Source organism: Pseudarthrobacter sp., assembly GCF_036675385.1.
Taxonomy (GTDB): domain Bacteria; phylum Actinomycetota; class Actinomycetes; order Actinomycetales; family Micrococcaceae; genus Arthrobacter.
Map to the genome: position 1 here is coordinate 1 of NZ_JAKFFD010000028.1, position 26205 is coordinate 26205.

Consider the following 26205-nt stretch of genomic DNA (forward strand, 5'->3'; position numbering starts at 1 on the left):
CGCCGACGCCGTCAAGGTCACCCTCGGCCCGCGTGGACGCAACGTCGTCCTCGAAAAGAAGTGGGGCGCCCCCACGATCACCAACGATGGTGTTTCCATCGCCAAGGAGATCGAGCTGGACGACCCTTACGAAAAGATCGGCGCCGAGCTGGTCAAGGAAGTTGCCAAGAAGACGGACGACGTCGCTGGCGACGGCACCACCACGGCTACCGTGCTCGCGCAGGCCCTGGTCAAGGAAGGCTTGCGCAACGTCGCGGCCGGCGCTGACCCGCTGTCCCTCAAGCGCGGTATCGAGAAGGCCGTAGCGGCCGTCACGGTTGAGCTGCTGGCCTCTGCCAAGGAAATCGAAACCAAGGAAGAGATTGCGGCTACTGCCTCCATCTCCGCCGGTGACGACGAAATTGGCGCCCTGATCGCTGAAGCCCTGGACAAGGTGGGCAAAGAAGGCGTCATCACCGTCGAGGAGTCCAACACCTTCGGCCTGGAGCTCGAGCTCACCGAAGGCATGCGCTTCGACAAGGGTTACATCTCCGCGTACTTCGTTACCGATACCGAGCGCCAGGAAACGGTCCTTGAGGACCCGTACATCCTGATCGTCAACTCCAAGATCTCCAACGTCAAGGAACTGGTTGCTGTCCTGGAAAAGGTCATGCAGTCCAACAAGCCGCTGCTGATCATTGCCGAGGACATCGAGGGCGAGGCCCTGGCCACCCTGATCGTCAACAAGATCCGTGGCACCTTCAAGTCCGTTGCCGTCAAGGCTCCGGGCTTCGGTGACCGCCGCAAGGCTCAGCTGGCCGACATCGCTGTACTCACCGGTGGCCAGGTCATCGCCGAGGAAGTCGGACTCAAGCTGGAGACCGCCGGACTGGAACTCCTGGGACGCGCCCGCAAGGTTGTTGTCACCAAGGACGAGACCACCATCGTTGAAGGTGCCGGCGACGCCGACCAGATCGCTGGCCGCGTTTCCCAGATCCGTGCCGAGATCGAAAACTCCGATTCGGACTACGACCGCGAGAAGCTGCAGGAACGCCTGGCCAAGCTGGCCGGCGGCGTTGCAGTCATCAAGGCCGGTGCCGCAACCGAGGTTGAGCTCAAGGAACGCAAGCACCGCATTGAGGACGCTGTCCGCAACGCGAAGGCTGCTGTTGAAGAAGGCATCGTCGCCGGTGGCGGCGTTGCGCTGATCCAGGCCGGCGCCAAGGCGTTCGCGAACCTGAACCTGACCGGTGACGAAGCAACGGGTGCGAACATCGTCCGCGTTGCCATCGACGCCCCGCTGAAGCAGATCGCCTTCAACGCCGGCCTCGAGCCTGGCGTTGTTGTCGACAAGGTCCGCGGCCTGCCTGCAGGCCACGGCCTGAACGCAGCAACCGGCGAATACGTCGACCTGCTGGCTGCCGGCATCAACGACCCCGTCAAGGTAACCCGCTCTGCCCTGCAGAACGCGGCGTCCATTGCCGGTCTGTTCCTCACCACCGAGGCCGTTGTGGCCGACAAGCCGGAGAAGAACGCTCCGGCCATGGGTGGCGGCGACGACATGGGCGGCATGGGCGGCTTCTAGTCCCCAGCGCCCGGACTACGTTCCGCGCAAACCATAATGCGGCCCCCTCCACTGGAGGGGGCCGCATTTGTGTGCGCTACTTGCGGGCCGTGGCCAGCATACCTTCGACTTCCTTCTTGAACGCGTCGGCGGCCGCCTGCGGAGTCAGCCGGTCGTACAGGACTTCGTCGGTGAACCGCTTGATGACGTTCTGGACGCTGCCGGCACCCACCGGCGGGACGGGAGGTGCGTCGGCGATGTCCGGCGCAATGTCCTTCAGGAAGGCCACCACAGTGGTGTCTGCCGGCTTGAGCGCCGGTGTGATGCCCTCGACGATCTCAGAGTTGCTGGGGACTCCGCGGTCTGTCATCAGGATGGCGCCTGCCGCGGGGCTGTTGGCCAGGTAATTGATGAAGGTCGCGGCGGCTTCCGGGTGCTTCGACCGTGAGGACGCGGACCAGAACATGGTGGGCTTGTAGTACATGCCGTTGTCCGCAGACTTCCCGTCGGTGCTGGGGGCGCGGAGCATCTTGATGCTGCTGCCCGTGGTGGTTTCCAGCGATCCCAGCTGGTTAGTCCACCACCAGGCCATGCCTACCCGGTTGGTGCCGAACAGGCTCTCCTCAAGGCCTGCGCCGGAGTCCTCGGTGGCCACCGTGGCCGGCGGGCTCGCCTGGGAATCGCGCTGTTCCTTCAGCCGTTCCCAGAACGAAGCGGCCGTAGCGGTGTCGAAGTCCAGTTTTCCGTCCTGGGAGTAGAGGTTCTCGCCGTGCTGCCGAAGCCAGATGATGAGGTCCGCCTCGTTGCTGCCATAGGCTGCGCCGTAGCTCTTCCCGTCACCGGCCGCGCTGAGTTTCGCGGCGGTGTCCATGAAGTCGTCCCAGGTCCAGGTGGTGTCGTCGGGGAAGGGCACGTTTGCTGCCTCAAAGACCTTGGTGTTTGCCATGATGACGTAAGCGTTCTTCCCGGTGCTCAGCCCGTACTGTGCGTTGTCGTAGTGGCCGGACGCCAGTGATTCCTTGTCCAGCTTGGAGGTGTCGATCCCGCCCTGTTTGGCCAGGTCCAGCAGCGCCCCGCGGCCACCGTACTCGGCGATGTATTTCTGGTCCATCTGGATGACATCCGGTGCGTCATTGGCAGCGGTCGTGGTGGCCAGTTTGTCCCAGTAGCTGGCCCATTCGCCCGGCTCGGATTCGATCTTGATGTTGGGATGTTCCGCCTCGAACGCGTCGATGACTCTCTCTGTTTGCGCGTTGAGGTACTCATTGCCCCACCACGCGAACCGCAGGGTGACTTCGCTGTTTTCGCTGGAGCCGGCGGGTGCACCGCAGCCTGTGGCGAGCAGTGAGAGAGCGACGGCGACTGCGCCGAACTGGAATCTCCTGCGGCTAATGGCCCGAATCTTCATTGATGTGCCTTCCTCAAAAGGGTGGAGGTCCACCCCGCGCGTGTCCCGTGACGGCGTCGGTGCCGGTGGGGAAGCTTCGACGGAGAAAGCGCTTTCCCGGCCAGGATTCCGATTCTGCCGCGCTTCGACTTCGGCGTCAAGGCTTTTCGGTAAGCGGTTTCCCGAACGCTGGCTGAACCGGTTGTCGGCGCTGTCTGGCAGGATGGTTAAGTGACAATTACTGCAGCGGCCGACGGTTCGGCTTTAGGAAATCCCGGCCCGGCCGGTTGGGCCTGGTATGTGAACGACGACTGCTGGCGCGCCGGGGGATGGCCGCACGGCACCAACAACCAGGGCGAGCTGATGGCCGTCCTGGATCTGTTCCGTGCCACCGCCCACGTCCCGGAGGAGGACCTGAGGGTCCTGTGCGACAGCCAGTACGTGATCAACTCCATCACAAAGTGGATGCCGGGCTGGAAACGCAAGGGCTGGCGGAAGGCCGACGGCAAACCCGTCCTGAACGTTGAGCTGCTCAAGGAACTTGACCGGGAAATCGCCGGCCGGAAATACACGTTCGAATGGGTCAAGGGCCACGCAGGCCACGACCTCAATGAGGCAGCCGATGTCCGCGCGCGTGCGGCCGCCACCGCGTACCAGCAGGGTGTGGCAGCGCGTTCAGGCCCGGGTTTCGCGGGAGCCCCGGCAGCGGTTGGCCCAGCAGCTGATAGCCGGGTTGCCGTCAGCCCTGGGGCAGGCGCCGCACTGACCAGCCCCGGCGCCGCCACTGCAGCCGCTGCAGCCAGCCTTCAGGCCGCCACCACAGCCGGCGGTGCTGGCTCCGACGGTCAGGGCTCGTACGGCCAGGACCTTTTCAACCAAGGCCCCTACGAGGAGCCGGACCTCTTCAGTGAGCTGGAGAGCGACTCCTTCATCCCGTCGGAGTCCGCCGGGGCCGAGATGAGCCCCGAAGCGATCGTCGAGGCCCTCGAACGCGAGTTGTCGGGCCCCGACATCCGTGGCGACATCGGCCGCACCGGCGTCCTCCTGCACCCTGACTTTATGGAGATTGGAACCTCGGGCAGGGTATGGACCCGGGACGCCACGATGATGGCATTGGAAGAGGAACCGGGGCAGCACACTGAACTGGAGATCCTGGGTGCGGACCGCATCGGCACCAGCGCGATCCTGCTGACGTGCCGAAGCTACTCGCGCTCAGGCACGGCTCTCCATAGCTCACTGTGGGTCTTGGACGGCAACAGATGGCGGCTCCGATTCCGCCAGGGGACGCCGGAGGCGTAGAAGCCATTTCGGCCGCGGACTCAGCTGAAGCGCTGCGTGTTGCCCTGCTCGGCCTGGGCGTAGGTGGACGCTGCTGATGCCAGGGCCATGTTGATGGATGCCAGCGACGCCTCCACTTTGCCCTGGGTGAGTGTCCACTCGGTCACCAGAGCCTGGAAGTTGTTGGCAGCCGAGCCCCGCCAGGTGGACTGCAGTTCGTCCAGGCCGCGCTTCATGGCCTGGACGTCTGAGCTGATCCGGTCCACGGTTGCTTTGACGTTGGCCGACTTCAGCTGAAGGAGTTCGGTGTCGACGGAAATGATGCTCATGGCTTGCTGCCTCTCGAAGTAGTGGGACAGCATGTGCTGCCCGCCCGGCTGCTCCGGGCCACTAGTGCGAGCCTACGGACGGGCACTGCCCGCACGCCACGCTCCATGGCTATATGTGGATAACCTTGCCATCTCCGCGGCCTCCGTCCAGGGGATCGCCATCCTGCGTGGCCGCTGCGCCCGGGTGGACTTCCCCCAGGTGGTCATCGCCGGCGTGAGCCTCATCGGTGGCGTCGTCCCGGACGGGCAGGCTGACCACGAGCGTGGCCCCGCCGCCGTCGGTCTTTTCCACCCTGACGGACCCGCCGTGCGATCCCACGATGGCCGCGACAATCGCGAGCCCCAGGCCGCTGCCGCCGGTCTCGCGCGTCCGGGACGTGTCCGCGCGGTAGAAACGCTCGAACACCTTGGACGCGTCCTCTTCGGAGATGCCAGGGCCGTGGTCACGGACCTCGATCACGGCGAGCGGCTGCCCGCCGTCGGAGGTCCGGACCCCGACGGCTAGTTCGATCGGGCTGCCGTCCGGTGTGTAGCGCAGGGCGTTCCCCACGAGGTTCCCCACCACCTGCCGCAGTTTTGCTTCGTCACCGAGCACCGGCGCGGGGGCGGCCGGATCGTCACCAAGGCCGGTCAGGGAGATGGGGCGCGAGCGGTCGCTTGCTTGCGTGTCCACCACCGCATCGTGGGCAATGAGCTGCAGGTCCACGGGCTTTTGCTGGAGCGGGCGCTGTTCGTCCAGGCGCGCCAGCAGGAGGAGGTCCTCCACCATAGAGCCCATCCGTTTGGCTTCGCTTTCGATCCGCCCCATGGCCGTGGCCACGTCCTCATCGGCGGCCAGCGCGCCATGGCGGTAGAGCTCGGAGAAACCCCTGATGGTCACGAGCGGGGTACGCAGCTCGTGGGAGGCGTCGGCCGCGAACCGGCGCATTCTGCCTTCGGAGGCTGTCCGGGCGGCGAAGGCCGTCTCGATATGCGCCAGCATGGCGTTCAGCGAGCTGCCGAGCCGCCCCACTTCAGTGCTGGGATTTTCGACGTCCACACGCCTGGAAAGGTCGCCCGCGGCGATGGCGGCTGCGGTCTTTTCCACCTTGGCCAGCGGACGGAATGACCGGGACACGGTCCAGCTGGCGATCAGGGAGGCCAGCAGCAGGGTGAGCAGGCCGACGCCGGTGACCACCAGGGTGGCGTGCTTGAGGACATCGTCGACGCTTTGCAGCGGCAAGCCGATGACAACAACGGCGGGTTGGCCGATATAGAGCACGGTCACCGCGACCACCCGCCAGTTCTGGCCGTCCGTGCCGCGCACCTGGTAAGGACGCGCGCCCTTGTCCTGGGCGTCCTGGACGGAGATGGTTGCGATGTCCGGGCGCTCATCCGGATCGCCGCCCAACAGCTGGGGGCTCTCACCAGGGGTGTAAAGGATCAGCGAGTAGTCAGTGGGGACCATCGGGTTGGGTGCCTGCAGCTGGGTGAACGAGCGCTGCTTGCTGGCGAGGTCGACGGCGGCGTACAGCTTGTCATCCACCTGCCCCTGGAGGTAGCTGTGCAGCAGCGTGAGGGTGCCGGCGCCGGTTGAGGTCAGCGCAACAATCAGCAGTGCCATGATCATGGCCACCAGCTGGGACCTCAACGAGGCCGATTTCCACCGCTGCAGCAAGGTCAGCGCTTCTCTGCCGTCCGGAGCACGTAGCCGACTCCGCGTTTGGTCTGGATCAGTGCCGGTGCGTCCGGATCAATGTCCACCTTGCGCCGGAGGTAGGAGATGTAGGACTCCACGATCGAGGCGTCGCCGTTGAAGTTGTACTCCCAGACGTGGTCCAGGATCTGGGATTTCGACAGCACCCGGTTGGGGTTCAGCATGAGGTACCGGAGGAGCTTGAATTCCGTGGGGGACAGTTCGATCACGGTGCCGCCGCGGCGCACTTCGTGGGCGTCGTCGTCGAGCTCCAGGTCGTCCACCCGGATCACGGCGTCGTCGTCGAGCAGGGGCTGCGTGCGGCGCAGGACGGCACGGATGCGGGCCACTACCTCGTCCAGGCTGAACGGCTTGGTGACGTAGTCATCCCCGCCTACTGTGAGGCCGGTGACCTTGTCCTCCGTGTCGTCCTTCGCCGTGAGGAAAAGGACCGGAAAGTGCTTACCCGAGGCCCGCAGCTTGCGGGTGACGGTGAAGCCATCCATGTCCGGCAGCATCACGTCCAGCACCGCCAGATCGGGCGCGTGGAGCTCGGCGGCGGCCAGCGCGTCACGGCCGTTGGCGGCAGAGACCACCTCGAAGCCTGCGAAGCGGAGCGAGGTGGACAGCAGCTCGCGGATGTTGGGTTCGTCATCAACAACTAGCAGCTTGGCTTCTGGGCCGGTCTTCTTCATGCTCCCATCATGCTCCCAGAAACTGTGAGTTTTCTGGATGGATGGTGGGTGTTCCATGGGGAGCCCGCCGTGGCATGGCCATCCCCATCGCCGGACAGGAACACCGGGTGACCGTTAGATGGCGCCGACATCCTTGGCGTCCATGATCCGGTAGGCATAGCCCTGCTCTGCCAGGAAGCGCTGTCGCTTGGCCGCGAAATCCTGGTCCAGGGTGTCCCGGGCCACCAGCGAGTAGAAGCGGGCCGCCCGGCCGTCCTTCTTGGGGCGGAGCAACCGGCCCAGCCGCTGGGCTTCCTCCTGCCTCGACCCAAAGGAACCGGAGACCTGGATGGCCACCGAGGCCTCGGGCAGGTCGATGGAGAAGTTGGCCACCTTGGAAACCACCAGCGTGTTCACGTCGCCGGCCCGGAATGCATCGAAGAGCTTCTGCCGTTCCTTGACGGACGTATCGCCCTTGATGACGGGAGCCTGCAGGCGCTCGCCGATCTCGTCCAGCTGGTCAATGTATTGCCCGATCACCAGCAGCTGCTCGCCCTGGTGCCGGGCCACCAGCTGTTCCACGATCAGGGTCTTGGACTCGGACGTGGCGCACAGCCGGTACTTGTCCGCGTCCTCGGCCATGGCATAGGCCACGCGTTCGTCCCGGGGCAGGTCAATGCGGACCTCCACACAGTCCGCGGGGGCGATGTAGCCCTGGGCTTCGATGTCCTTCCAGGGCGCGTCGTACCGTTTGGGCCCAATGAGGCTGAAGACCTCGCCTTCGCGGCCGTCCTCGCGGACCAGGGTGGCGGTGAGGCCCAGCCGGCGGCGGGCCTGCAGGTCCGCGGTCATCCGGAAGATCGGCGCCGGCAGGAGGTGCACTTCGTCATAGATGATCAGGCCCCAGTCGTGGCCGTCCACCAGCTCCAGGTGCGGGTACAGGCCGCCGCGTTTGGTGGTGAGGACCTGGTACGTGGCGATGGTGACCGGGCGGACCTCTTTGACCGCGCCCGAGTACTCGCCGATTTCGTCCTCCGTCAGGGACGTCCGCTTGAGCAGCTCGTCCTTCCACTGCCGGGCCGCCACCGTGTTGGTGACCAGGATGAGGGTTGTGGTGGAGCTCGTGGCCATGGCCGCGGCACCCACCAGCGTCTTCCCGGCCCCGCAGGGCAGCACCACCACGCCGCTGCCGCCGGCCCAGAAATTCTCGGTGGCGAGCTGCTGGTACGGGCGGAGCTTCCAGCCGTTCTCGTTCAGGGCGATCAGGTGGGGTGTGCCGTCCACGTAGCCGGCCAGATCCTCCGCCGGCCACCCGATTTTCAGGAGCAGCTGCTTGAGCTGGCCGCGCTGTGAGGAGTGGACCACAATGGTTTCGCCGTCGATCCGCGGCCCCAGCAGGGGCTGGATCTTTTTGGCCCGGATGACCTCCTCCAACACCGGGTAGTCGTCCGTGCGCATCACCAGGCCGTGCTGCGGGTCCTTCTCCAGCCGCAGCCGCCCGTACCGGGACATGGTCTCTTCGACGTCGATCAGCAGCGAATGCGGCACGGGGAACCGCGAGTATTTGAGCAGCGTGTCCAGGACCTTCTCGGCGTCCAGGCCGGCGGCGCGTGCGTTCCACAGGCCCAGGGGCGTCAGCCGGTAGCTGTGCATGTGCTCCGGGGCTCGTTCCAGCTCGGCGAAGGGGGCGATGGCGTGGCGCGCTTCGGTGGCCAGTTCGTGGTCCACCTCGAGCAGGATGGTTTTATCACTTTGGACGATCAGCGGGCCGTCGTTCACGCGGGGGAGTCCTTCACTGGCGCAGTTCTTCCGCGGCCTCAATGTCGATAATGCGGTGGATGGAGAGCACGCGCTCGGTTTCCTTGGCAGGATCAAAGACCCTGACGCGTCCGCCGTTTACAGAAAGGGGAACAACTGTCTCCATGCAGGAATTCCCCTGGCTGTCCACCACGTTCATGCTCACGCGCTGCTTGAGCCGGATAGCCCGTTGCAGCGTCTCCAGCCCAAGCTGGGTCGCAGCTTCGCCGGAACCAGCCACGGGGCCTGCGTGGTTTCCGGAGGCTTCAGCCCGCCTGTTCCGCAGGACGGCCAGCTGCGCGGCGACGTCGTCCTCTGCGGGTGCGGTCCGCGGCGCCGTGTAGACGGGGCGGGCGCTGCCGTGAACATTGTTGGTGCGGCGGAGCCGGACCACTCCGGGCTCGGCCTGGTCCACCGACGGCGAGAGGCCCAGTCCGCGCAGGACCTGGGCTGTCTCCCGCGGCGGAGCGGTGGAGATCAGGACCGTCGGCGCAATGCGGGCCAGCCCCAGGCCGGCCGCTTTGGACTCCGCCGCCAGCTCCAGCACCGTTGCCTCATCATCGCTTTGGATAAAGCTGGCGGCCATTCCCACCCGGAGCCGGCCGTGCCGGGACGCGGTGTCCTCCACCAAGTATTCCAAGGGCTGGGGCACGGCCGTGGCCGAATGCTCACGCAGGAACTCCAGCAGGCTCGAGGCGTCATGCCCGGCGTCCAGCGCCCGCCGGACCGAGTTGGCGGAGAACCGGTAGATAGTGGCGGGCCCGTGCCCCTCGGCGTCGGCCATCACCAGTAGTTTTTCGGCCAGCTCCGGAGCCAGGTAGCCCGGGGCAACTGCGGTCAGGTCCGCCTGAAGCAGGACGTGGTTCAGTGCCGCAGGCAGATGCTCGCCCAGGATGCCCAAGGCTTCGTCGGGGTTGTCTTCGGCAATGGCGCTGCCCAGCTGGCTCAACGCACCGGAGCCGATCAGTCCGAGCAGCTCCGCTTCCGCGAGCACACCCCTGATCAGGGAACTGAACCGCCGGGCCATCCGCGGCTGCGTCCATTCAGCCCGCTGGAGGACGGCCGCAGCATCCAGGACCGGTGCCGTGCCGTCCGCAGCGGCAGCCTCCTGGGTGAGTTCCTCCAGGATTTCCAGGATCCTCTTCCTGACCACGGGGGCGTCCGGCCTCTGCGCCTCTGCCGAAAGGGCATTAACGGTGTTCCCGGCCAGGGCGCGGTGTGCGGCGGGAACGCCGCTGGGGCCGTTGGCGGGCTGACCCACCAGTGAAGGCACACGCTCGCTCGCGAGCCAGGCATTGACCAGCCACAGCCACTGCTCCTGGCGGGGGAGGGCCAGCCACTCCAGCTGCGGGGGCTGCACCCACGAGGACGAGTCCACATCGAGGCGCAACAGGCCAGCGAGGGCGCTGAGCTCCAGCAGCAGGCCCGCCCGGTGCTGGTCGATGCGAAGAGTCTCGGCAAGCCGCTTCATTTCCCGGACACCTACGCCGCCGCTGCGCAGCGTGGCCAGCGGCTGTTCGCGGACGGCGTGGAGGAGGTCACCCACCAGCCGCAGGGTTTCGGCGATGGCGCCCAGCGCAGCGTTCCGGCGAAGCGCAGCGGTGGTGCTGCCCAGCTCCGGAACCGGCGGGGACAGGGAGAAGTCATTGATGATGGCCCCGCCGCGCAGTGACAGGCCCACGCTGTGCGGCAGTTCCACGTGTGCGGCGTCCAGGGGGACCAGCAGGCCCCGGGCCAGGAGCCAGTCAACGGGCCCGACGTCGGCGCCCTGGTTCGAGACCGACGCTTTCCGTTGCGCCTGGGGGACGGCACCCATGGCCCAGTTGCGGAATTTGGCGAGCAGCGCCGTCGTGCGTTCCGGGGCTCCGGCCAAAGCCTCGCCGAGTGCCTCGGGCGAGGATGTCCAATGCTGCAGCGCGAGGGCGGCCTCCATGGGGGTGGTGGCGTTCTGGATGGAGACGCCGCTGCGGCGCAGCTCGGCAACGAGCTGGACTGCCCGCTGGGCAAACGCGGGCTGGAGCCTTACCAGCTCGGTGTAGCTGCGCCCCAGCCCCGCGGGATAGATTCCCACCACGTCCTTGAGGCTTCCCACCGGCAGGTAGTAGCGCTGGCGGTGGCCCGAAACCGCCGTTCCATGGGGCGGCTCGGCCCGGTGCACCAAAGCCAGTTCCTGGAGCGAGGCCAGGATGCGTTCCAGCGCCGCCACCGTGGACCCTGCAATGAGTTTCCGGATGCCCGCCGCCGAGGCGCTGTGTTCGGTGTCCGTGTTGGTACACAGATGCAGCGTTTCCAGCACCTGCATCTGTGGCCGGTTAAGCCGCTCGAGCGCACGCTGGACGCTGACCCGCGCACTTGCCCGCGCGGCCAGGGCGGCAAAGTCAGGAACGGCGGGGGACATAAGGTCCGGCCGCGCTGCAAAGAGCGCCCGCAACGAGTCATCGCTGCGTGCTTCCAGTTCTTTGCTGAGCGCGCGAATAAGGGACATCAGTCCAACGTTACCGCCCGCCGGACTTTCCTGCCCGGCGCCGGCCCGCCACGCTGTCCAGCACCAGGAAAAGCATCAGCAGGAACGCCACAGGCAAGCCGTACAGGGCAGTGGCAGTGACCCAGGCCGGAGCAGCGGAACCTGCGAAGGCCAGTGCCATGACGGCTCCCACCGCCACGAGGGAAAGCATGGCAACAACCGCTGCGCAGATCATCAGTGGGCGCCGGTATCGCGAGGGTGTCATGCAGGCAACGCTAACAGCCGGTCGGCCGGTGGTGGCGCCACAGGCGGCCGTGAGCGGCGGGCACACAGCCGCAGGCAGGCGGCAGGACGAAGGGTGCGTGAAAGCAGGATTCCGGCCCCCGGCAGGATAACCTTGAAGAACAGACCAACACGGTCCGTCGCTGTCATACCCTGAACCCGCACATCAGTGCGGATGCGGTGACTGCCGGCCGTGTCAGAAGACGTCAGAACGAAGAAGGTTGATTACGTGCCTACCGGCAAGGTCAAGTGGTATGACAAGGAAAAAGGTTTCGGATTCCTCGCAGGCGAGGACGGCCAGGAAGTCTTCCTGCCCAAATCAGCGCTGCCCGAAGGCATCACGGAACTGAAGGCCGGCACCCGGGTTGAGTTCGGAGTTGCCGACGGCCGCAAGGGTGCACAGGCCCTGGGCCTGCGCGTCCTGGACAAGACGCCGTCCATCGCCAAGGCCAAGCGGCCCAGCGCCCGGGACCTCGCGCCGCTGGTCCAGGACCTCGTCAGCGTGCTGGACAACCTCTCCGGAACCCTGTCCGCGGGCAAGTACCCGGAAGGCAACAAGGGCAAAGCCATCGCGGCTGCCCTGCGTAAGGTTGCCGACGAGCTGGACGTTTAGGTCTTGGCCATGAACGCGGACGCTGAACAGCCGGACACCACAACAGCGGAGAAAGTAGGCGCCAAAGCCGAGGCCAAGCGCCGCGCAGGCGTGCCCGTGTGGCGCACCGGAAAGCCGGATGCCTTCCTCGCCGCTGCCGTTGGCGAGGCGCGAACCGCCATCGAAGGGATCGCGGCGGCGTCGGACATCGGTGCGCACCTGGCTGCCAAAAGTGAGGGCGACCGCCTGGTCACCCACCTCTTCGAATCAAGAATGGCCGGCTACCACGGCTGGCAGTGGTACGCGGTCCTGACCAGGAACTCCCGCTCCAAGGTGGTCACGGTCAGCGAGCTTGGCCTCCTGCCGTCGGAGGACTCCATCCTCTCCCCGGAGTGGGTGCCGTGGGCCGAGCGTGTCCGCCCCGAGGACGCACAGGCCGCAGAGGAAGACGAGCCGCGCGCAGCTGTTGCTTCGGCTGCGGAGCCGGACACTTCGCACGCCGAGGCTGACACTCCCGGGTCCGAGGACCGGGACGAAGAATCCGAAGACGACGACCCCGCCGGCGAGGCTGACTAAGCAGTTGCCAATGCGCAGGGTTGAGAACCAAGAAGGCCGGCACTGATGTCCACCTTCAAATCCCTGCACATCCTCAACTACCGGATCTGGTTCCTCGGCGCACTGGTTTCCAACATCGGAACCTGGATGCAGCGGACGGCCCAGGACTGGCTGGTGTTTGACCACCTCACCGATCACGACGCCGGGGCCATGGGGATCACCATGGCGCTGCAGCTGGGGCCGCAGCTCTTCCTGGCGCCGGTCGCCGGCCTCGTGGCGGACCGGTACAGCCGCCGGCAGCTGCTCATCATCACCCAGTCAATGATGGCCCTTCTGAGCACCGGCCTGGGCATCCTCGTGGTGGTCGGCGCCGGCCAGCTGTGGCACGTCTACGGCTTCGCCCTGCTGCTGGGCATGGTCTCCGCCCTCGACGCCCCGGTACGGCAGACCTTTGTTTCTGAACTGGTGCGGGACGACTACCTGCCCAACGCCGTGGCCCTGAACAGCGCCTCCTTCAATGTCGCCCGGATGATCGGGCCCGCCGTGGCCGGCGTCCTCACCGTAGCGGTAGGTCCCGGCTGGGTGTTCCTGATCAACACCTTCACGTTCCTGGCCATGCTCCTGAGCCTGTGGAAGATTCCGACGGCGTCACTGCGCCAGCTTCCCCGGGCGGCTCCGGGCAAGGGCCGCATCCGGGAGGGGCTGCGCTATGTGCGGTTCCGGCCGGACATTGTGGTGGTCCTGGTGGCCGTGTTCATCGTGGGAACACTCGGCCTTAACTTCGTGCTGTTCATCGCCGCGATGGTGGGCACGGAATTCGGGCTGGACGCCAGCGCCTTTGGGCTCATGAATTCCATCATGGCCATCGGTTCCGTGGCGGGCGCGCTGCTCTCCGCCGGCCGCGGCAAACCCCGTTTGCGGATGATCTTCGGCGCGGCGGCTGCCTTTGGGGTGACCTCGGGACTGGCCGCGCTTGCCCCGGACTACTTCTGGTTCGGCGTGGCGCTGGTGCCCGTGGGCCTGTTCGCAATCACCATGATGACCAGTGCCAACGGCTACGTCCAGACCACCACCGATCCTGTCATGCGGGGCAGGGTCATGGCCCTGTACATGGCCATCTTTATGGGCGGCACACCCATCGGCGCGCCGTTGGTGGGATGGGTGGCCAACGTCGCCGGCCCCCGGTGGTCGCTTTCCGTTGCGGCCGCCTCCGGGATCATCGCCGCCGTGATCGGAATGATCTGGATCATCCGCGCCCAGCGGCTCCGGCTCACCTTCAACCGGCGCGCCCGTGGCCTCCGGTACTTCGGCGTCGTCTCCCACCTGGGCGTCCAACAACCGGGGGACAACGTCAACGGCGCCGCCCCGGACGAAAACCCGGACGACGCCGTCGGACGCTGACAAGTGGCCTCACCACAAGACAGCGCGAACGGACACTTGGGGCCCCGGTTCCTGGGCCCCAAGTGTCCGTTCGCGCGGGTGAGCTACTTGCGCAGCTCGCCCACGACGTAGTCGATGCTTGCCAGCAGCGCGGAGACGTCAGCCGGCTCGATGGCCACAAACGTGGCGATCCGGAGCTGGTTGCGGCCCAGCTTGCGGTACGGCTCGGTGTCCACGATCCCGTTGGCGCGGAGCACCTTGGCGATCGCGGCGGCGTCGATCGAGTCGTCGAAGTCGATGGTGGCGATGACGTTGGAACGGTCCTCCGGCTTGGCCACGAACGGGGTGGCGTACTCGGAGGCCTCGGCCCAGGAGTAGATCCGGCCGGCGGAGTCAGCGGTGCGGGCGGACGCGAAGTCCAGGCCGCCGTTGGCGTTCAGCCACTGCACCTGCGCGTCGAGGGTCACCAGGGTGGAGAGCGACGGCGTGTTGTACGTCTGGTTCAGCTTGGAGTTGTCGATGGCGGTCTGGAGGTCCAGGAAATCGGGGATCCAGCGGCCGCTGGCCTTGACCCGGGCGGCGCGTTCCAGCGCGGCGGGGGAGAAGAGCCCCAGCCACAGGCCGCCGTCGGACGCGAAGTTCTTCTGCGGGGCGAAGTAGTAGACATCGGCCTCGGAGACGTCCACGTCCAGGCCGCCGGCTGCGGAGGTGGCGTCCACCAGGACCAGGGAACCGGCGTCGGCGCCCGCGACGCGCTTGACCGGAGCCGCGACACCCGTGGAGGTTTCGTTCTGCGGCCAGGCGTAGACATCCACGCCAGCCTCGGCGGCCGATACCGGGCGCGTGCCGGGCTCGGACTTGATGATGGAGGAGGCGTCCAGGAACGGGGCCTTGTTGGTGGCTGAGGCGAATTTGGAGCCGAACTCGCCGAAGGACAGGTGCTGGGCCTTCTTTTCCACCAGGCCGAAGCTGGCGACGTCCCAGAAAGCGGTGGAGCCGCCGACGCCGAGGACCACTTCGTAGCCTTCGGGGGCGCGGAAGAACTGGCTGAGGCCTTCACGGACGGAGCCCACGAGGTTCTTGACCGGAGCCTGGCGGTGGGAGGTGCCCAGGATGGTCTTGGACGCCGCTGAGAGCGCTTCGAGCTGCTCCGGCCTGACCTTGGAGGGTCCTGCGCCGAACCGTCCATCCTTTGGCAGGAGGTCGGCGGGAATAGTGATGCTGGTTTCGCTCACGGGGGCTCCAATTTCGGCATGGACGTGGCTCACGTCCGGGCGGTGGGGTGGCCGGTAGTCGGCGGTGACTGCATAAGGACCTCCCTTATTCTGCCTGAACCCTCGATTGGGCGGGGAACCGGGGCCGTCATAGTCCGGCCAATGAGACTCTTTGTCTCCGCCCGGGCATTATCCAGACAAATTCAAAATAGGCTAAGCTTTTTAGCGGACCTCGCCGCTGAGCGGGACGCGATACGGTGGGACAACGCAAGGTACTGCGCTCGAGGAGCTGAGCTGGATGACGGATCTGATCGATACTACGGAGATGTATCTTCGGACCATTTTGGAGCTTGAAGAAGAGAACATCGTTGCTCTTCGCGCACGCATCGCCGAACGGCTGCGGCATTCCGGACCCACGGTGTCCCAAACCATCGGCCGGATGGAACGCGACGGACTGGTCGTGGTCTCCGGAGACCGCCACCTGGAGCTCACGGAAGCCGGGCGGAAACGCGCTACGGAAGTGATGCGCAAGCACAGGCTCGCGGAACGGCTCCTGGCGGATGTGATTGGCCTGGACTGGGCCTATGTCCACGATGAAGCGTGCCGCTGGGAGCATGTGATGAGCGAACGCGTAGAGCAGCGCATCTACGAATTGCTCAACCACCCCACCGAGTCTCCGTACGGCAACCCCATCCCCGGGCTGGCCGCCCTGGGCGGGCCGGCGCCCGCGCTCCCAGACGCCGGTGTGATTAATCTCCTGGATGCGATGCAGGGCTACGGGCCAGCGTCGAACGTGACAGTCAGCCGGCTGGCTGAGCCCATCCAGGTGGAACCTGAGCTGCTGGTCCAGTTGGATGAAGGCGGGATCAGGCCCGGTGCCACGGTGTCCCTGGAGCGCGTAGGGGAGTACATTTCGGTGCGCGTTCCGGGAATCGAAGGGGCGCTCGAGCTGCCCCCGGAAGTGGCATCCCACGTCTTCGTTTCCGTCAGCTGACGGGAAGGCGGTCCGCCGTGTGGGGCCGCGCGTGGGGCCGTTCCATAGCGCAGCGACGCAAGGTTCCGCAAAGGTAACGGAATTGTTACTGTCCAAGTTAATCACCTATAGTTGAAACTCAGCGTCGATACAAAAGCGTTACCTGATCCGGAGCCGAGCTCTGCCAGCGGATCAGGTGCATCAGTCACCAACTGGCAGAGGCGGGGGAACCACAACCGGCAGTCGTAAGACTGCCTTGGGGTTAAGTCCGTCAGCAGCAAGCCTCTTCCAGCGAAGGATCCTCACGGGATATCTCTGCGCCAAGTGCTTGTCACGGCGGACCGGGTCTTTGAACTCTCTGACCCGAATCCGACAGCTAACTTCGCAGGCTACCCAGAGAGGAACATTCTTGACCACGCAATACTCCAGGGGCCGCCGTCGCGCGGTGGGTCCCGCCTCGGCGCCCAGAGTGGCCGAGGATTTCAGCGCGGAGAGGCCCCGCGACCCACAGCGGGAAGCCCGCCGCCGCCGGGGACCCTTCCGGCAGATGACGGATTTCGCCGCCGCCAGTGGCCTCGGCCAGAAGGCCGGCATCGCCCTGGCAGCAACAGGCCTGGCTCTCACTGTGACGGTTCCTGTGACCGGCCCCGTGATGGCCACTCCGGCACCCGGCCAGGCTGCATTAGCCGTTTCCGCTGCTCCGCAGCCCGAAGTGACCGCCGAAGCCGCCGCCCAAATTGATTTCAGCCGCTCGTCCGTGGTGACCCAGGGTGATCCCGACGGCAAGCTGAAGCAGCTGTTGAGCGCCCAGTCCGCGGGATCCATTACCCGCGCCGCCTCTGCCGGAAGCCTTGGCTCGCCGCTGGCCCAGCTGGTTACGGCCTCACCCTTCGGGTTCCGGGTCAGTCCCATCACCGGCGGCTCCGGCGACTTCCACCGCGGCCAGGACTACGTGGCACAGTGCGGAACCTCCGTCATGGCCGCTGCCAGCGGCACCGTGACCTTCGTTGGCTGGCACCAGTACGGCGGTGGCAACCGCGTGGTGGTGGATCACGGCAATGGCCTTGAAACCACCTACAACCACCTCTCCTCCGCCAGCGTCAAGGTAGGCCAGACGGTCAGCCGCGGCGACGTGGTTGCCCTCAGCGGCACCACGGGCGCGTCCACGGGCTGCCACCTCCACTTCGAGGTCCAGATCAATGGCGAAGTCGTCGACCCCACCGGCTGGCTCTGACCCAAATGATGGCCAACTCTCGAATCGTAGCAACATGCCGTGACCTGAATGTGACATTGGCTCGGAACTCCTGTAACGTCTAAAGCGCGTCAACTTTTCCGAAGTTGACGTTCTTGAGTGGATTGCCTAGCTCTGCCACCGCTCAAGGTCCGTTCGCATGACATCGTCTGGCAGGGGCGGGGGAACCAATTTTGGTCTTCGATTCTGAAGGCCTTGGGGTTAAGTCGCAAAGCTTCCACTGTGAAGCAGCGCGGCCGGGTGACTCCCATCCGAATCCGACAGCTCACCTCGCAGGCATTGGGAGAGGCTACCTTCGTGTCTTCACGCCATACTTCTGCGCGTCACCGCGCACAACCGGTTCGCACTAACCCCTTGGGCTCCGTGTCCAAGGCCGTCAGTGCCAATGCCGGGACCGTAGGTCGCCAGGCTGCTGTTATCGCAGCTGCATCAGGTCTGATCCTGAGCATGGGGCTTCCGGCCAACGCCGCGGATTCCACCGCCGGCGTTTCCGCCTCTACCGAGTCCGGTTCCGCGCAGACGGCACTTGCCGTCACTGCCGCGCCCACGGCTACCGTTTCCTTCGAACGCCCCGTCATCAAGACGACGCCGGCGCCGAAGGTTGAGAGGGTCCGCGCGCAGTCCACGGCTTCCGAAACCGGGGCTCAGGGTGCTGCCGCAACCGAGGCCGCGGCCTCCAAGCTCGCTGACACTGTCTCCTCTGCTGCTGCTTCGGGTCTGGCAGCACTTGCCTACACCGGTATCGGTCACCCCTACCTCTGGGGCGGCACCACTCCCAACGGCTGGGACTGCTCCGGCTTCACGCAGTGGGTCTACGCCCAGGCCGGCATCAGCATTCCCCGCACCAATGCCTGGACGGCCATGCGGCCCACCGCCACACCGGCTCCCGGTGACCTGGTCATGCAGAATGGCGGCGCCCACGTTGGCATTTACGTCGGCAACGGCATGATGATCAGCGCACTGAACCCGTCACAGGGCACGCTGCTCCACTCCGTGGCATCCACGGGCGGCGGATCCTTCTTCACGCTGGCCCCGTAGTTCCTGCAATCCAGCAGTTCCTGCAGCCCTGTGCTGCCGGAACCGATTCTTCGCTGGAGACTTTTCGCTAAATCCCCGTTCGGGATGTGCCGGCGTACCCCCAAGATGCCGGCGCCTCCAACGCCCTTGGACTGCCTACGCGGTCCTGAGGAAAACGAAAGAGAGAAATTAATGACTACACGTGCAACTGTTGCACGGCACCGCGCCGAGGTCACCAAGACCAACTCGCTGGCTGTCATTGCCAAGGCTGTCGGCGACAACGCCGGCGGCATGGGCCGCCAGGCTGCGGTTATCGCTGCTGCTTCCGGCCTTGTCCTGACCAGTGGTATCGCCGCGAACGCGGCAGACACCGGAGTCCAGCACGAAGGTGCTTCCGCTTCGAACCTTGAGGCTGAGGTTTCCGCTCCGGCCATCATTTCCGCTGCTTCCACCATTGCCATCTCCTACGAGAAGCCGGCCGTGACCACCACGCCCGCTCCGGTTGAGGCTCCCGAGCCGGTTGTTGAAGCTCCGGCTCCGGCCAAGGCCGCGGCAACCATCACGGTAGCGTCGGCCACTCCGGCTGCTCCCTCGGCTCCGGTCGCCGCCAGCGGCAAGGGTGCTGCCATCCTGTCCGCTGCTTACGCACAGCTCGGCGTCAGCCAGGACTGCACCATGCTGGTGACCAACGCCCTGGCCGCCGTGGGCATCAACTACCACGGCTGGCCCGCCGGCTACCTGTCCCTGGGTAAGACCGTGAGCGCCGCCGAGGCCCAGCCCGGCGATCTGATCTACTACGCCGACGGCGGCGCGGGCATGGCCCACATCGCCGTATACGCCGGCAACGGTCAGGCAGTCCACGGCGGTTACAACGGCAACCAGACCGTTGTATTCAGCGCCAATGTTGGCTCAGGACCGGTCTTCATCCGCGTGTCCTAGCAGCAGCTTCAGTGTTCAAAGGACCCCCGCCTCACGGCGGGGGTCCTTTGCTGTCTCCGGCCTGTCGTACCGATCCGGACAGCCGCCCAGGCCCGACACGTGACCCCGGTTACTTCCGGGATTAGCTGATCCCGGGATTCTTTGTTTACTCTTGTGGTGTCGATCCATAGCCCGGATATGCCGGGGGCAGCCGGCCCTCGTGCCCCTGACGGGTGCGGCCACAAAGAGGTACGTGCATGCGCACTCTCGTTCTGAATGCTGGATATGAACCGCTGGCGGTAGTCACCTTCCGCCGGGCGCTGGTGCTTGTGCTCACGGGCAAGGCCAGTGTTATTGCCGAGGGCGATGACCCTGTGGTGGGGCCTCAGGAGATTTTGGGCCGCCCGTCCGTGATTCTCCTGAACCGCTACATCCGCCCCAGATACAACCAGGGCACCGCTGTCAGCCGCCGCGGCGTCCTGCGGCGGGACGGACACCGCTGCGCGTATTGCGGCAAAGGGGCCCACACCATCGACCATGTGCAGCCCAAGTCGCGTGGCGGCGCCGACTCCTGGGAGAACCTGGTGGCCGCGTGCCTCCGCTGCAATAACACCAAGGGCGATCACACCCCGGCTGAAATGGGCTGGAAGCTCAGGTTTGATCCGGAACCGCCGCATGGCACCATCTGGCAGATCAAGGAACTTGAGAAGCCCACGCCGGACTGGGATCCGTTCCTGCTGCCTGAGCGGGCTGCCTGAGCGGGCCGCCTTGTTCCGGGCTGCCTTGTTCCGGTCCGCGCGGTAGTTCCAGCCCGGCGCAGTATTCCTGCCTGCGCGGTTAAGCTGGGAGGGTGGACGCTGACCCCCTCGACTTCGATGCCGTCATCCTCGCCGGCGGCCGTTCGTCGCGGCTCGGTGGCGTGCCCAAGCAGAGTCTGACGTACGACGGCGACTCCCTGCTGCGTCGCTCCGCCGCCGCTGCGAGGGGAGCCCGGGCCGCCGTCGTGGTTGGTCCGGACACCGGGGAGGTGCCGGCCGGCGAAATCCCTGCCGGATTTCTCCGCTGCCGCGAAGAACCCCCCTTTAGCGGTCCCGCGGCTGCTATCGCGGCCGGGCTTGCGGCCCTGTCCGCGGCGGGTGGCAGCCGCCCCGGGCTGACGCTGGTGCTGGCCTGCGACATGCCCAACGTGGGGCAGGCGGTGGCGGCGCTGAAGGCTGCGTTGCGTGCGCGAGGACCCGCTGCCGGAGCGCCCGCGGGCTTGGCACCGGACGGCGTGGTGGCCGTCTCGGAGGATGGCCGCCGTCAGCCGCTGGTCGGTTTTTATAGCACGGTCGCGCTACAACGTTCCGTGGCGGAACTGGAAAGCACCGGACGCTTAATCAACGGTTCGGTGAGGGCACTCCTTGCTAGTCTGGACGTGCAGCTTGTCGCCGTTCCGGCTGGCTCCACGGCAGACGTGGACACCTGGGACGATGCCGCCGCACTTGGAGTGGCCGGTCCGGATCCCCTAGCCGGGTTCCGGGGCAACACTGCCGCAGACGATTTGGGAGGCAGAGCGTGAAAAGCCAGGAAGAGACGCTGGAAGAATGGTGCAGGTCCTTGCTCCAGGCGTATGAACTGGAGGACGTCCAGATCGACGTCAACACCATCCTGTCGCTGGCCGGCGTGGCAGCCCACTCAGTGGTCCGCCCCGCCGCCCCGCTCACCACCTTTATTGCCGGTTTCGCCGCCGGCCTGGCTGCGGGAGCAGGGCAGGCCACCAACGCCGCCGCCATGACCGCTGCCATGGACCGTGCCCGCACCCTGGCTGCTGACTATGACGCCGAATCCGCCGGGACCCCCGTCGAATGACTCCCGTTCAGTGACCGCCGCCCCCGGCGACGTATCCGAAAATCCCGAGCAGCAGACAGCCCCGGCAAAGCACCTGGCCCACACCTGGGAAGAGGCGCGCAAGGCCGCTTTTGATATCGCCACGCCAATTCCGCCGGGCCGGGTTCCCCTGGGCCAGGCCCTGGGCAGGGTCCTGGCCGAAGACATCACCGCGTTGCACGACATGCCGCACTACGCGTCGTCTGCGATGGACGGATGGGCCGTCAACGGCAGCGGTCCGTGGATCGTGGCAGACGCAGGCCTGCGGCTGGCACCCCACCAGGCCAGCCCCATCGTCACCGGCGGACTGATCCCGCCCGGCGCCAAAGCGGTCCTGCGCAGCGAAAGTGCCGTGCTTGGAACGGACGACGACGGCCTGCCGCTGTTGATGACCGGCGGCGCCGCCCGCCCCGGCGAGCCCGGGAACGGCCAGCACATCAGGAAGGCCGGCGAGGAAGCCGCCGCGGGAGAGGTGCTGGTCAAGGCCGGCGTAACACTGAACCCGGCCCATCTGGCGGTCGCGGCCCTGGCCGGGCACGATGACCTGCTGGTCCAGGGCAAGCCGGTGGTTAAGCTCCTGCTGACCGGCTCCGAAGTTGTGGCCCACGGGCTGCCGGTCCCCGGACAGGTTCGGGACACCTTCGGTCCGCAGCTCGCGGCCGTTGTGGAAATGCTCGGCGGTATTAACGGCGGCCAGGAGCGGATCGGCGATTCCTACGCTGAGTGGCTGGACGGCCTGGCCGACCTCCCGCCCGAGGTGCCGGACCCCTCCGCGCTGCCTGCCGACGTCGTGATCACCACCGGAGGTACTGGCGTCTCGGACACCGACCACCTCCGCCGGGCTGTGGCGGAACTGGGCGGGCGGCTGGTCATCGACGGCATCGCCATGCGCCCCGGCCATCCGGCTGTCCTGGCCGAGCTCCCCGACGGTCGCTTTGTCCTGGGGCTCCCCGGAAACCCGCTGGCCGCCATGATGGCACTGTCCACGGTGGGCGAACCGCTGCTGGCGGCGCTGGGCCACGGCACCATGCCGCCGGTGCAGGAGGTCCCGTGCGGGACCACCATCGAGCCTGAGCCGGGCCGGACCAGGCTGATGCCCTTCCGGCTGCTGTACGGGATGGCTTCACCGGCCAAGCACACGGGTCCCGGGATGATGCGCGGACTGGCGTCGGCGCACGGTGTGATGGTTGTTCCGCCGCATGGCGTGCAGCTGGGCGAACCAGTCCCGGCGTTCGCTTTGCCGTGGGGGCCGCCGGTGCCCGCGCCCGCGCAGCCGGGTACCAAGCCCAAGGGCCGGCCCGCCGCTAAGCCGGCCACCCGGGCAGCTGGCAAGGACGCTGCGAAGCCCGCCGGTCCGGTGGACTGGAGTGCCCTGCTGGGGTAGGCGCCGTGCTGCGGAACCACGTACGCCACAGCCCGGCCAGTGGTGCAATGATGGACTTATGAACAGCGCCAGCCGGCAGGTCCGGAACGTCCACGGGGCCCTTCAAGACAGTCTGGCGGTTCGCTGATGGGGCGCGTGACGCAGCGCCGCAAGGTGCACAAGTATGTCTTGGATGGCTCGCCCAATGCCCTTGAGTTCCCGGTCCGCCACCGCGAGGACGTCCTCGCCGTCGAAGAGCCGCTGGAAATCCGGATCGGTGCACTGTCATTCTCGGTGACCATGCGGACGCCCGGGGACGACTTTGACCTGGTGGCCGGCTTCCTGGTGTCCGAGGGGATCATCTGGGCTCCGGAGCAGCTGGTGTCGTTGCGGTTCTGCGCCGGCGAGGACGAAGACGGCGTCCAGACGTTCAATGTGGTGGAAGCCCAGCTGCGGCCCGACGTCGAACTCCCTGCGAAGGGTCGGAACGTCTTCACGTCCAGCTCCTGCGGTATCTGCGGCACGGACTCGATCGAGGCAGTGCGCAAGTCCTCCCATTTCAGCCCGGCGGCGGATCCATTGACCGTGCCCGCCCATGTGCTGGCATCCCTGCCCGGGCGGCTCCGCGAAGCGCAGGACGTTTTTGACGTCACCGGCGGAGTGCACGCAGCGGGCCTCTTCCGCATAACGGACGACGGCGGCGTGCAGCTTTTGTGCCTGCGCGAGGATGTGGGGCGCCACAACGCCGTGGACAAGGTGGTGGGCTGGGCCCTGCGGGAGCGGTTGCTTCCGCTCGCAGGGCTGGTCCTGCAGGTCTCGGGCCGCGCATCGTTTGAACTCGTCCAGAAGGCAGCGTTAGCGGGCATTCCCGTGCTGGCGGCGGTGAGTGCGCCGTCGAGCCTTGCTGTGGAGCTGGCGGAGGCCAGCGGCATGACCCTGGCAGGATTCAGCCGGGGCACCAGCCTGAATATTTACGCTGGACAGGGCAGGATTACGCTGCCCGCCGCGCCGGTTCCCGGGGAGGACACGGCAGGGTTATGCGCGAACGCGCCGGGATAAAAACGGCGCCAGCACACTTCGGCGAAGATTTCCGGTGACGCTTGGCTATTGAGCTACCAGCCGGTAGATTTTATCCATCGATTGGACGCGTTTGGTCCGGATTCGAGTACTCCAGTTCAAGCACCTAAGAGGGTTTACATTGCATGACGACCGCCGGATCACCGAAGTCCGCCTGGACCGGTTTGTCCGCGAGCGGATCATTCCCGGCGTTTACGCCCGCACCGTTCCGCTGAACCTGAGCAGCTGGGATGCACCCGGCGAACCGGTGTCCGTGATGGATGCACTGCGGAATCGCTTCGAGCCGCAGGAACACGGTGCTGCCTGGGGCAAGCCGTGGGGGACCAAGTGGCTGCGCCTGCAGGGCGACGTCCCGGAGGCCTGGGGCACCGGCCCGGACACCGCCGTCGAAATCGTAGTGGACCTTGGCTTCATCAACGAAGCCCCCGGATTCCAGTGCGAGGGAATCGCCTGGCGCCCGGACGGCACCATCATCAAGGCTATTTCGCCCCGGAACCAGTACATTCCCCTGAAACTCCTGGGCAGCGGCATGTCCGTTGACTTCTACGTTGAAGCGGCCGCCAACCCGGACATGGCACAGGGCTGGACGTTCGCCGCCACACCGTACGGGGATAAGGCAACAGCAGGCACGGCGCCGCAGTACCGGCTGGGCAGGATCGCCATCGCCGAACTCAACCAGACAGTCTGGGAACTCCAGCAGGACATCTGGACCCTCGCCGGGCTGATGCACGAACTCTCCCCGGAGCAGCCGCGGCGCCATGAGATCCTCCGTGCGCTGGAGCGCATGATGGACCAGATGGATCCCGACGACGTCCCGGGCACCGCCGCAGCCGGGCGGGCAACCCTGGCTGAGGTCCTGTCCAGGCCCGCCTACGCTTCCGCCCATCAATTGGTGGCTACGGGCCACGCCCACATCGACTCCGCCTGGCTCTGGCCGGTGCGTGAAACCATCCGCAAATGTGCCCGGACGTTCTCCAACGTGGTGGCGCTGATGGATGAGGATCCGGGCTTTGTGTTCTCTTGCTCCTCAGCCCAGCAGCTCGCCTGGATGAAGGAGTCCTACCCCGAGCTTTTCAGCCGGATCCGGGAGAAGGTCAAGGCCGGGCAGTTCGTTCCGGTGGGCGGCATGTGGGTCGAGTCGGACACCAACATGCCCGGCGGTGAGGCCATGGCCCGGCAGTTCATTGAGGGCAAGAACTTCTTCCTCGACGAGTTCGGCGTCGAATGCCGCGAAGCATGGCTCCCGGATTCCTTCGGCTACTCGGCGGCCTTGCCGCAGATCGTCAAGGCGGCCGGCAGCCGCTGGTTCCTCACGCAGAAGATCTCGTGGAACCAGGTCAACCGCATGCCGCACCACACCTTCAACTGGGAAGGCATCGACGGAACCCGGCTGTTCACGCACTTCCCGCCCGTTGACACCTACAACGCCGAGCTCAGCGGACGCGAACTGGCGCACGCCGAGCGGAACTTCCGCGACCACGGGCGCGGCAACACCTCGCTCGTCCCGTTCGGCTACGGCGACGGCGGCGGCGGGCCTACGCGGGAAATGCTGGCTGCTGCCAGCCGCACCGCCAACCTCGAAGGCTCGCCCAAGGTCCGCGTGGGTTCCGCCGAGAGTTTCTTTACCCAGGCGGAGGAAGAGTATTCCTCCCTGCCTGTCTGGGTGGGGGAGATGTACCTGGAACTCCACCGCGGCACGTACACCAGCCAGGCCCAGACCAAACGCGGCAACCGGCGCAGCGAACACCTGCTCCGCGAGGCCGAGCTCTGGTGCACCACCGCTGCTGTCCGCGGCGCCGGCTCCTTCGAGTACCCGGCGGCGGAGCTGAAGCGGCTCTGGCGGCTGGTGCTCCTGCAGCAGTTCCACGACATCCTGCCCGGCAGCTCCATCGCCTGGGTCCACCAGGACGCGGAACGTAATTACGCCGCGATCAGTGCCAGCCTCGAAAACCTTATAGCGCAGGCAGCGGCCGCGCTCCTCGGCGAGGGATCGCGGACCTTCCTGCTCAACGCCGCACCGCACGCGCGCAACGGCGTTCCGGCCCTGGCTGCCGCAGAGCTTTCGCCGTCCGGCCAGCCGGTGCAGGCCACCGCTCTGAATGGCGGTTACGTGCTGGACAACGGCATCATCCGGGCCGTACTGGATGCCGATGGCCTGCTGGCCTCCCTCACCGACTACGCCACGGGACGCGAAGCCATCGCTCCCGGAGCGCGCGGCAACCTGCTGGAACTGCACCGGGACACGCCCAACGAGTGGGACGCCTGGGACATCGATGAGTTCTACCGCCGCAACGTCACCGCCCTCACAGCGGCGCAGGCCATTCGGGTGGAGCGCGCCGGGACCAGTGCTGCTGTGGTGGTGGACCGGGTTGCCGGCTCGTCACCGCTCACCCAGCGGATCACGCTGGACGCCGGCAGCGGCTCCCTCACCATCACCACGTCAGTTGAGTGGCAGGAGAGCGAGAAGCTGCTCAAGCTGGGCTTCCCGCTGGACGTCAGGGCGGACCGCTCCGCCTCGGAGACCCAGTTCGGCCATGTCTTCCGCCCCACCCATGTCAACACCTCG

General features: G+C 66.4%; 23 protein-coding genes and 2 riboswitches. Of the genes, 15 read left to right on the plus strand and 8 right to left on the minus strand.

Translation table 11 applies throughout. The annotated features are described in order from the left end of the window. Nucleotides 1-1564: chaperonin GroEL (gene groL, locus V6M49_RS02480; RefSeq protein WP_332759867.1), on the plus strand; the 1564-nt coding region annotated here is incomplete at its 5' end. Nucleotides 1565-1640: 76 nt separating this feature from the next. On the opposite strand, the gene V6M49_RS02485 is transcribed toward groL, so the two are convergent. After that, nucleotides 1641-2951: an ABC transporter substrate-binding protein gene (locus V6M49_RS02485; RefSeq protein WP_141139553.1), complete on the minus strand. Its 1311-nt coding sequence runs from the start codon at nucleotides 2949-2951 to the stop codon at nucleotides 1641-1643. Nucleotides 2952-3161: 210 nt separating this feature from the next. Between V6M49_RS02485 and V6M49_RS02490 the strand changes: the two genes are divergently transcribed. Further along, nucleotides 3162-4229, plus strand: coding sequence for a ribonuclease HI family protein (locus V6M49_RS02490; RefSeq protein ID WP_332759869.1), 1068 nt, complete (start codon nucleotides 3162-3164; stop codon nucleotides 4227-4229). Nucleotides 4230-4249: 20 nt separating this feature from the next. On the opposite strand, the gene V6M49_RS02495 is transcribed toward V6M49_RS02490, so the two are convergent. The 6 genes from V6M49_RS02495 to V6M49_RS02520 form a co-directional block, all read right to left on the minus strand. Beyond that, nucleotides 4250-4537, minus strand: coding sequence for a WXG100 family type VII secretion target (locus V6M49_RS02495; protein ID WP_056347304.1), 288 nt, complete (start codon nucleotides 4535-4537; stop codon nucleotides 4250-4252). Between the two features lie 109 nt (nucleotides 4538-4646). Next, nucleotides 4647-6194: a sensor histidine kinase gene (locus V6M49_RS02500; RefSeq protein ID WP_332759873.1), complete on the minus strand. Its 1548-nt coding sequence runs from the start codon at nucleotides 6192-6194 to the stop codon at nucleotides 4647-4649. A gap of 2 nt (nucleotides 6195-6196) precedes the next feature. After that, nucleotides 6197-6907 carry a response regulator transcription factor gene (locus V6M49_RS02505; RefSeq protein WP_058929981.1) on the minus strand — a complete coding sequence of 237 codons (711 nt, stop codon included), beginning with the start codon at nucleotides 6905-6907 and terminating at the stop codon, nucleotides 6197-6199. Nucleotides 6908-7021: 114 nt separating this feature from the next. Continuing rightward, nucleotides 7022-8665 carry a DNA repair helicase XPB gene (locus tag V6M49_RS02510; protein WP_332759880.1) on the minus strand — a complete coding sequence of 548 codons (1644 nt, stop codon included), beginning with the start codon at nucleotides 8663-8665 and terminating at the stop codon, nucleotides 7022-7024. 13 nt (nucleotides 8666-8678) lie between these two features. Further along, nucleotides 8679-11168 carry a helicase-associated domain-containing protein gene (locus V6M49_RS02515; RefSeq protein ID WP_141139556.1) on the minus strand — a complete coding sequence of 830 codons (2490 nt, stop codon included), beginning with the start codon at nucleotides 11166-11168 and terminating at the stop codon, nucleotides 8679-8681. Between the two features lie 10 nt (nucleotides 11169-11178). Continuing rightward, nucleotides 11179-11412, minus strand: a complete 234-nt coding sequence (locus V6M49_RS02520) for a hypothetical protein (protein WP_058932785.1) — start codon at nucleotides 11410-11412, stop codon at nucleotides 11179-11181. 246 nt (nucleotides 11413-11658) lie between these two features. On the opposite strand from V6M49_RS02520, the gene V6M49_RS02525 reads away from it, so the two are divergent. The 3 genes from V6M49_RS02525 to V6M49_RS02535 are packed head-to-tail and all read left to right on the plus strand — an operon-like array spanning nucleotide 11659 to nucleotide 13977. Next, entirely contained in the window at nucleotides 11659-12042 is a 384-nt protein-coding gene (locus tag V6M49_RS02525; RefSeq protein WP_018776003.1) for a cold-shock protein, read from the plus strand. A gap of 9 nt (nucleotides 12043-12051) precedes the next feature. After that, nucleotides 12052-12597, plus strand: coding sequence for a DUF3027 domain-containing protein (locus tag V6M49_RS02530; protein WP_332759882.1), 546 nt, complete (start codon nucleotides 12052-12054; stop codon nucleotides 12595-12597). A 45-nt stretch (nucleotides 12598-12642) separates the two neighbouring features. Then, nucleotides 12643-13977 (plus strand): MFS transporter, encoded by a 1335-nt coding sequence (locus tag V6M49_RS02535; protein WP_141139558.1) that lies wholly within the window; start codon nucleotides 12643-12645, stop codon nucleotides 13975-13977. A gap of 83 nt (nucleotides 13978-14060) precedes the next feature. Here V6M49_RS02535 and serC read toward each other — a convergent pair whose 3' ends face one another. Next, complete coding sequence (gene serC / locus V6M49_RS02540) at nucleotides 14061-15191, minus strand: phosphoserine transaminase (RefSeq protein WP_332759884.1); 1131 nt, start codon at nucleotides 15189-15191, stop codon at nucleotides 14061-14063. A gap of 277 nt (nucleotides 15192-15468) precedes the next feature. Between serC and V6M49_RS02545 the strand changes: the two genes are divergently transcribed. The 10 genes from V6M49_RS02545 to V6M49_RS02590 form a co-directional block, all read left to right on the plus strand. Next, nucleotides 15469-16164, plus strand: a complete 696-nt coding sequence (locus tag V6M49_RS02545) for a metal-dependent transcriptional regulator (protein ID WP_058929975.1) — start codon at nucleotides 15469-15471, stop codon at nucleotides 16162-16164. A gap of 166 nt (nucleotides 16165-16330) precedes the next feature. After that, nucleotides 16331-16549: riboswitch (cyclic di-AMP (ydaO/yuaA leader) on the plus strand. Nucleotides 16550-16552: 3 nt separating this feature from the next. After that, a complete protein-coding gene (locus V6M49_RS02550; RefSeq protein WP_141139559.1) occupies nucleotides 16553-17377 on the plus strand; it encodes a M23 family metallopeptidase in 825 nt (274 codons plus the stop codon). A gap of 148 nt (nucleotides 17378-17525) precedes the next feature. Next, nucleotides 17526-17688, plus strand: a riboswitch (cyclic di-AMP (ydaO/yuaA leader). Between the two features lie 70 nt (nucleotides 17689-17758). Further along, entirely contained in the window at nucleotides 17759-18433 is a 675-nt protein-coding gene (locus tag V6M49_RS02555; protein ID WP_141141965.1) for a C40 family peptidase, read from the plus strand. Between the two features lie 171 nt (nucleotides 18434-18604). After that, nucleotides 18605-19351 (plus strand): NlpC/P60 family protein, encoded by a 747-nt coding sequence (locus tag V6M49_RS02560; RefSeq protein ID WP_141139560.1) that lies wholly within the window; start codon nucleotides 18605-18607, stop codon nucleotides 19349-19351. 236 nt (nucleotides 19352-19587) lie between these two features. After that, entirely contained in the window at nucleotides 19588-20088 is a 501-nt protein-coding gene (locus tag V6M49_RS02565; protein WP_141139561.1) for an HNH endonuclease, read from the plus strand. A 92-nt stretch (nucleotides 20089-20180) separates the two neighbouring features. Then, nucleotides 20181-20891: a molybdenum cofactor guanylyltransferase gene (gene mobA / locus V6M49_RS02570; RefSeq protein WP_332759892.1), complete on the plus strand. Its 711-nt coding sequence runs from the start codon at nucleotides 20181-20183 to the stop codon at nucleotides 20889-20891. Further along, complete coding sequence (locus tag V6M49_RS02575; RefSeq protein ID WP_056346664.1) at nucleotides 20888-21181, plus strand: DUF6457 domain-containing protein; 294 nt, start codon at nucleotides 20888-20890, stop codon at nucleotides 21179-21181. Before mobA ends, V6M49_RS02575 begins: the two co-directional genes overlap by 4 nt. Continuing rightward, nucleotides 21147-22583 carry a molybdopterin molybdotransferase MoeA gene (locus V6M49_RS02580; RefSeq protein ID WP_442959690.1) on the plus strand — a complete coding sequence of 479 codons (1437 nt, stop codon included), beginning with the start codon at nucleotides 21147-21149 and terminating at the stop codon, nucleotides 22581-22583. The genes V6M49_RS02575 and V6M49_RS02580 overlap by 35 nt, the downstream gene beginning before the upstream one ends. Nucleotides 22584-22709: 126 nt before the next feature. After that, complete coding sequence (gene fdhD, locus V6M49_RS02585) at nucleotides 22710-23621, plus strand: formate dehydrogenase accessory sulfurtransferase FdhD (protein ID WP_332759895.1); 912 nt, start codon at nucleotides 22710-22712, stop codon at nucleotides 23619-23621. 139 nt (nucleotides 23622-23760) lie between these two features. Next, on the plus strand, nucleotides 23761-26205 hold a 2445-nt coding region (locus V6M49_RS02590), incomplete at its 3' end, for an alpha-mannosidase (RefSeq protein ID WP_332759897.1).

Bases quoted from the DNA above. Each gene is read 5' to 3' on its own strand.
- V6M49_RS02545 (WP_058929975.1), top strand. From the start codon at position 15,469: ATGACGGATCTGATCGATACTACGGAGATGTATCTTCGGACCATTTTG.
- V6M49_RS02505 (WP_058929981.1), bottom strand. From the start codon at position 6,907: ATGAAGAAGACCGGCCCAGAAGCCAAGCTGCTAGTTGTTGATGACGAA.
- V6M49_RS02495 (WP_056347304.1), bottom strand. From the start codon at position 4,537: ATGAGCATCATTTCCGTCGACACCGAACTCCTTCAGCTGAAGTCGGCC.
- V6M49_RS02580 (WP_442959690.1), top strand. From the start codon at position 21,147: ATGACGCCGAATCCGCCGGGACCCCCGTCGAATGACTCCCGTTCAGTG.
- V6M49_RS02485 (WP_141139553.1), bottom strand. From the start codon at position 2,951: ATGAAGATTCGGGCCATTAGCCGCAGGAGATTCCAGTTCGGCGCAGTC.
- V6M49_RS02535 (WP_141139558.1), top strand. From the start codon at position 12,643: ATGTCCACCTTCAAATCCCTGCACATCCTCAACTACCGGATCTGGTTC.
- V6M49_RS02560 (WP_141139560.1), top strand. From the start codon at position 18,605: ATGACTACACGTGCAACTGTTGCACGGCACCGCGCCGAGGTCACCAAG.
- V6M49_RS02520 (WP_058932785.1), bottom strand. From the start codon at position 11,412: ATGACACCCTCGCGATACCGGCGCCCACTGATGATCTGCGCAGCGGTT.
- V6M49_RS02515 (WP_141139556.1), bottom strand. From the start codon at position 11,168: ATGTCCCTTATTCGCGCGCTCAGCAAAGAACTGGAAGCACGCAGCGAT.
- fdhD (WP_332759895.1), top strand. From the start codon at position 22,710: ATGGGGCGCGTGACGCAGCGCCGCAAGGTGCACAAGTATGTCTTGGAT.
- V6M49_RS02565 (WP_141139561.1), top strand. From the start codon at position 19,588: ATGCGCACTCTCGTTCTGAATGCTGGATATGAACCGCTGGCGGTAGTC.
- V6M49_RS02530 (WP_332759882.1), top strand. From the start codon at position 12,052: ATGAACGCGGACGCTGAACAGCCGGACACCACAACAGCGGAGAAAGTA.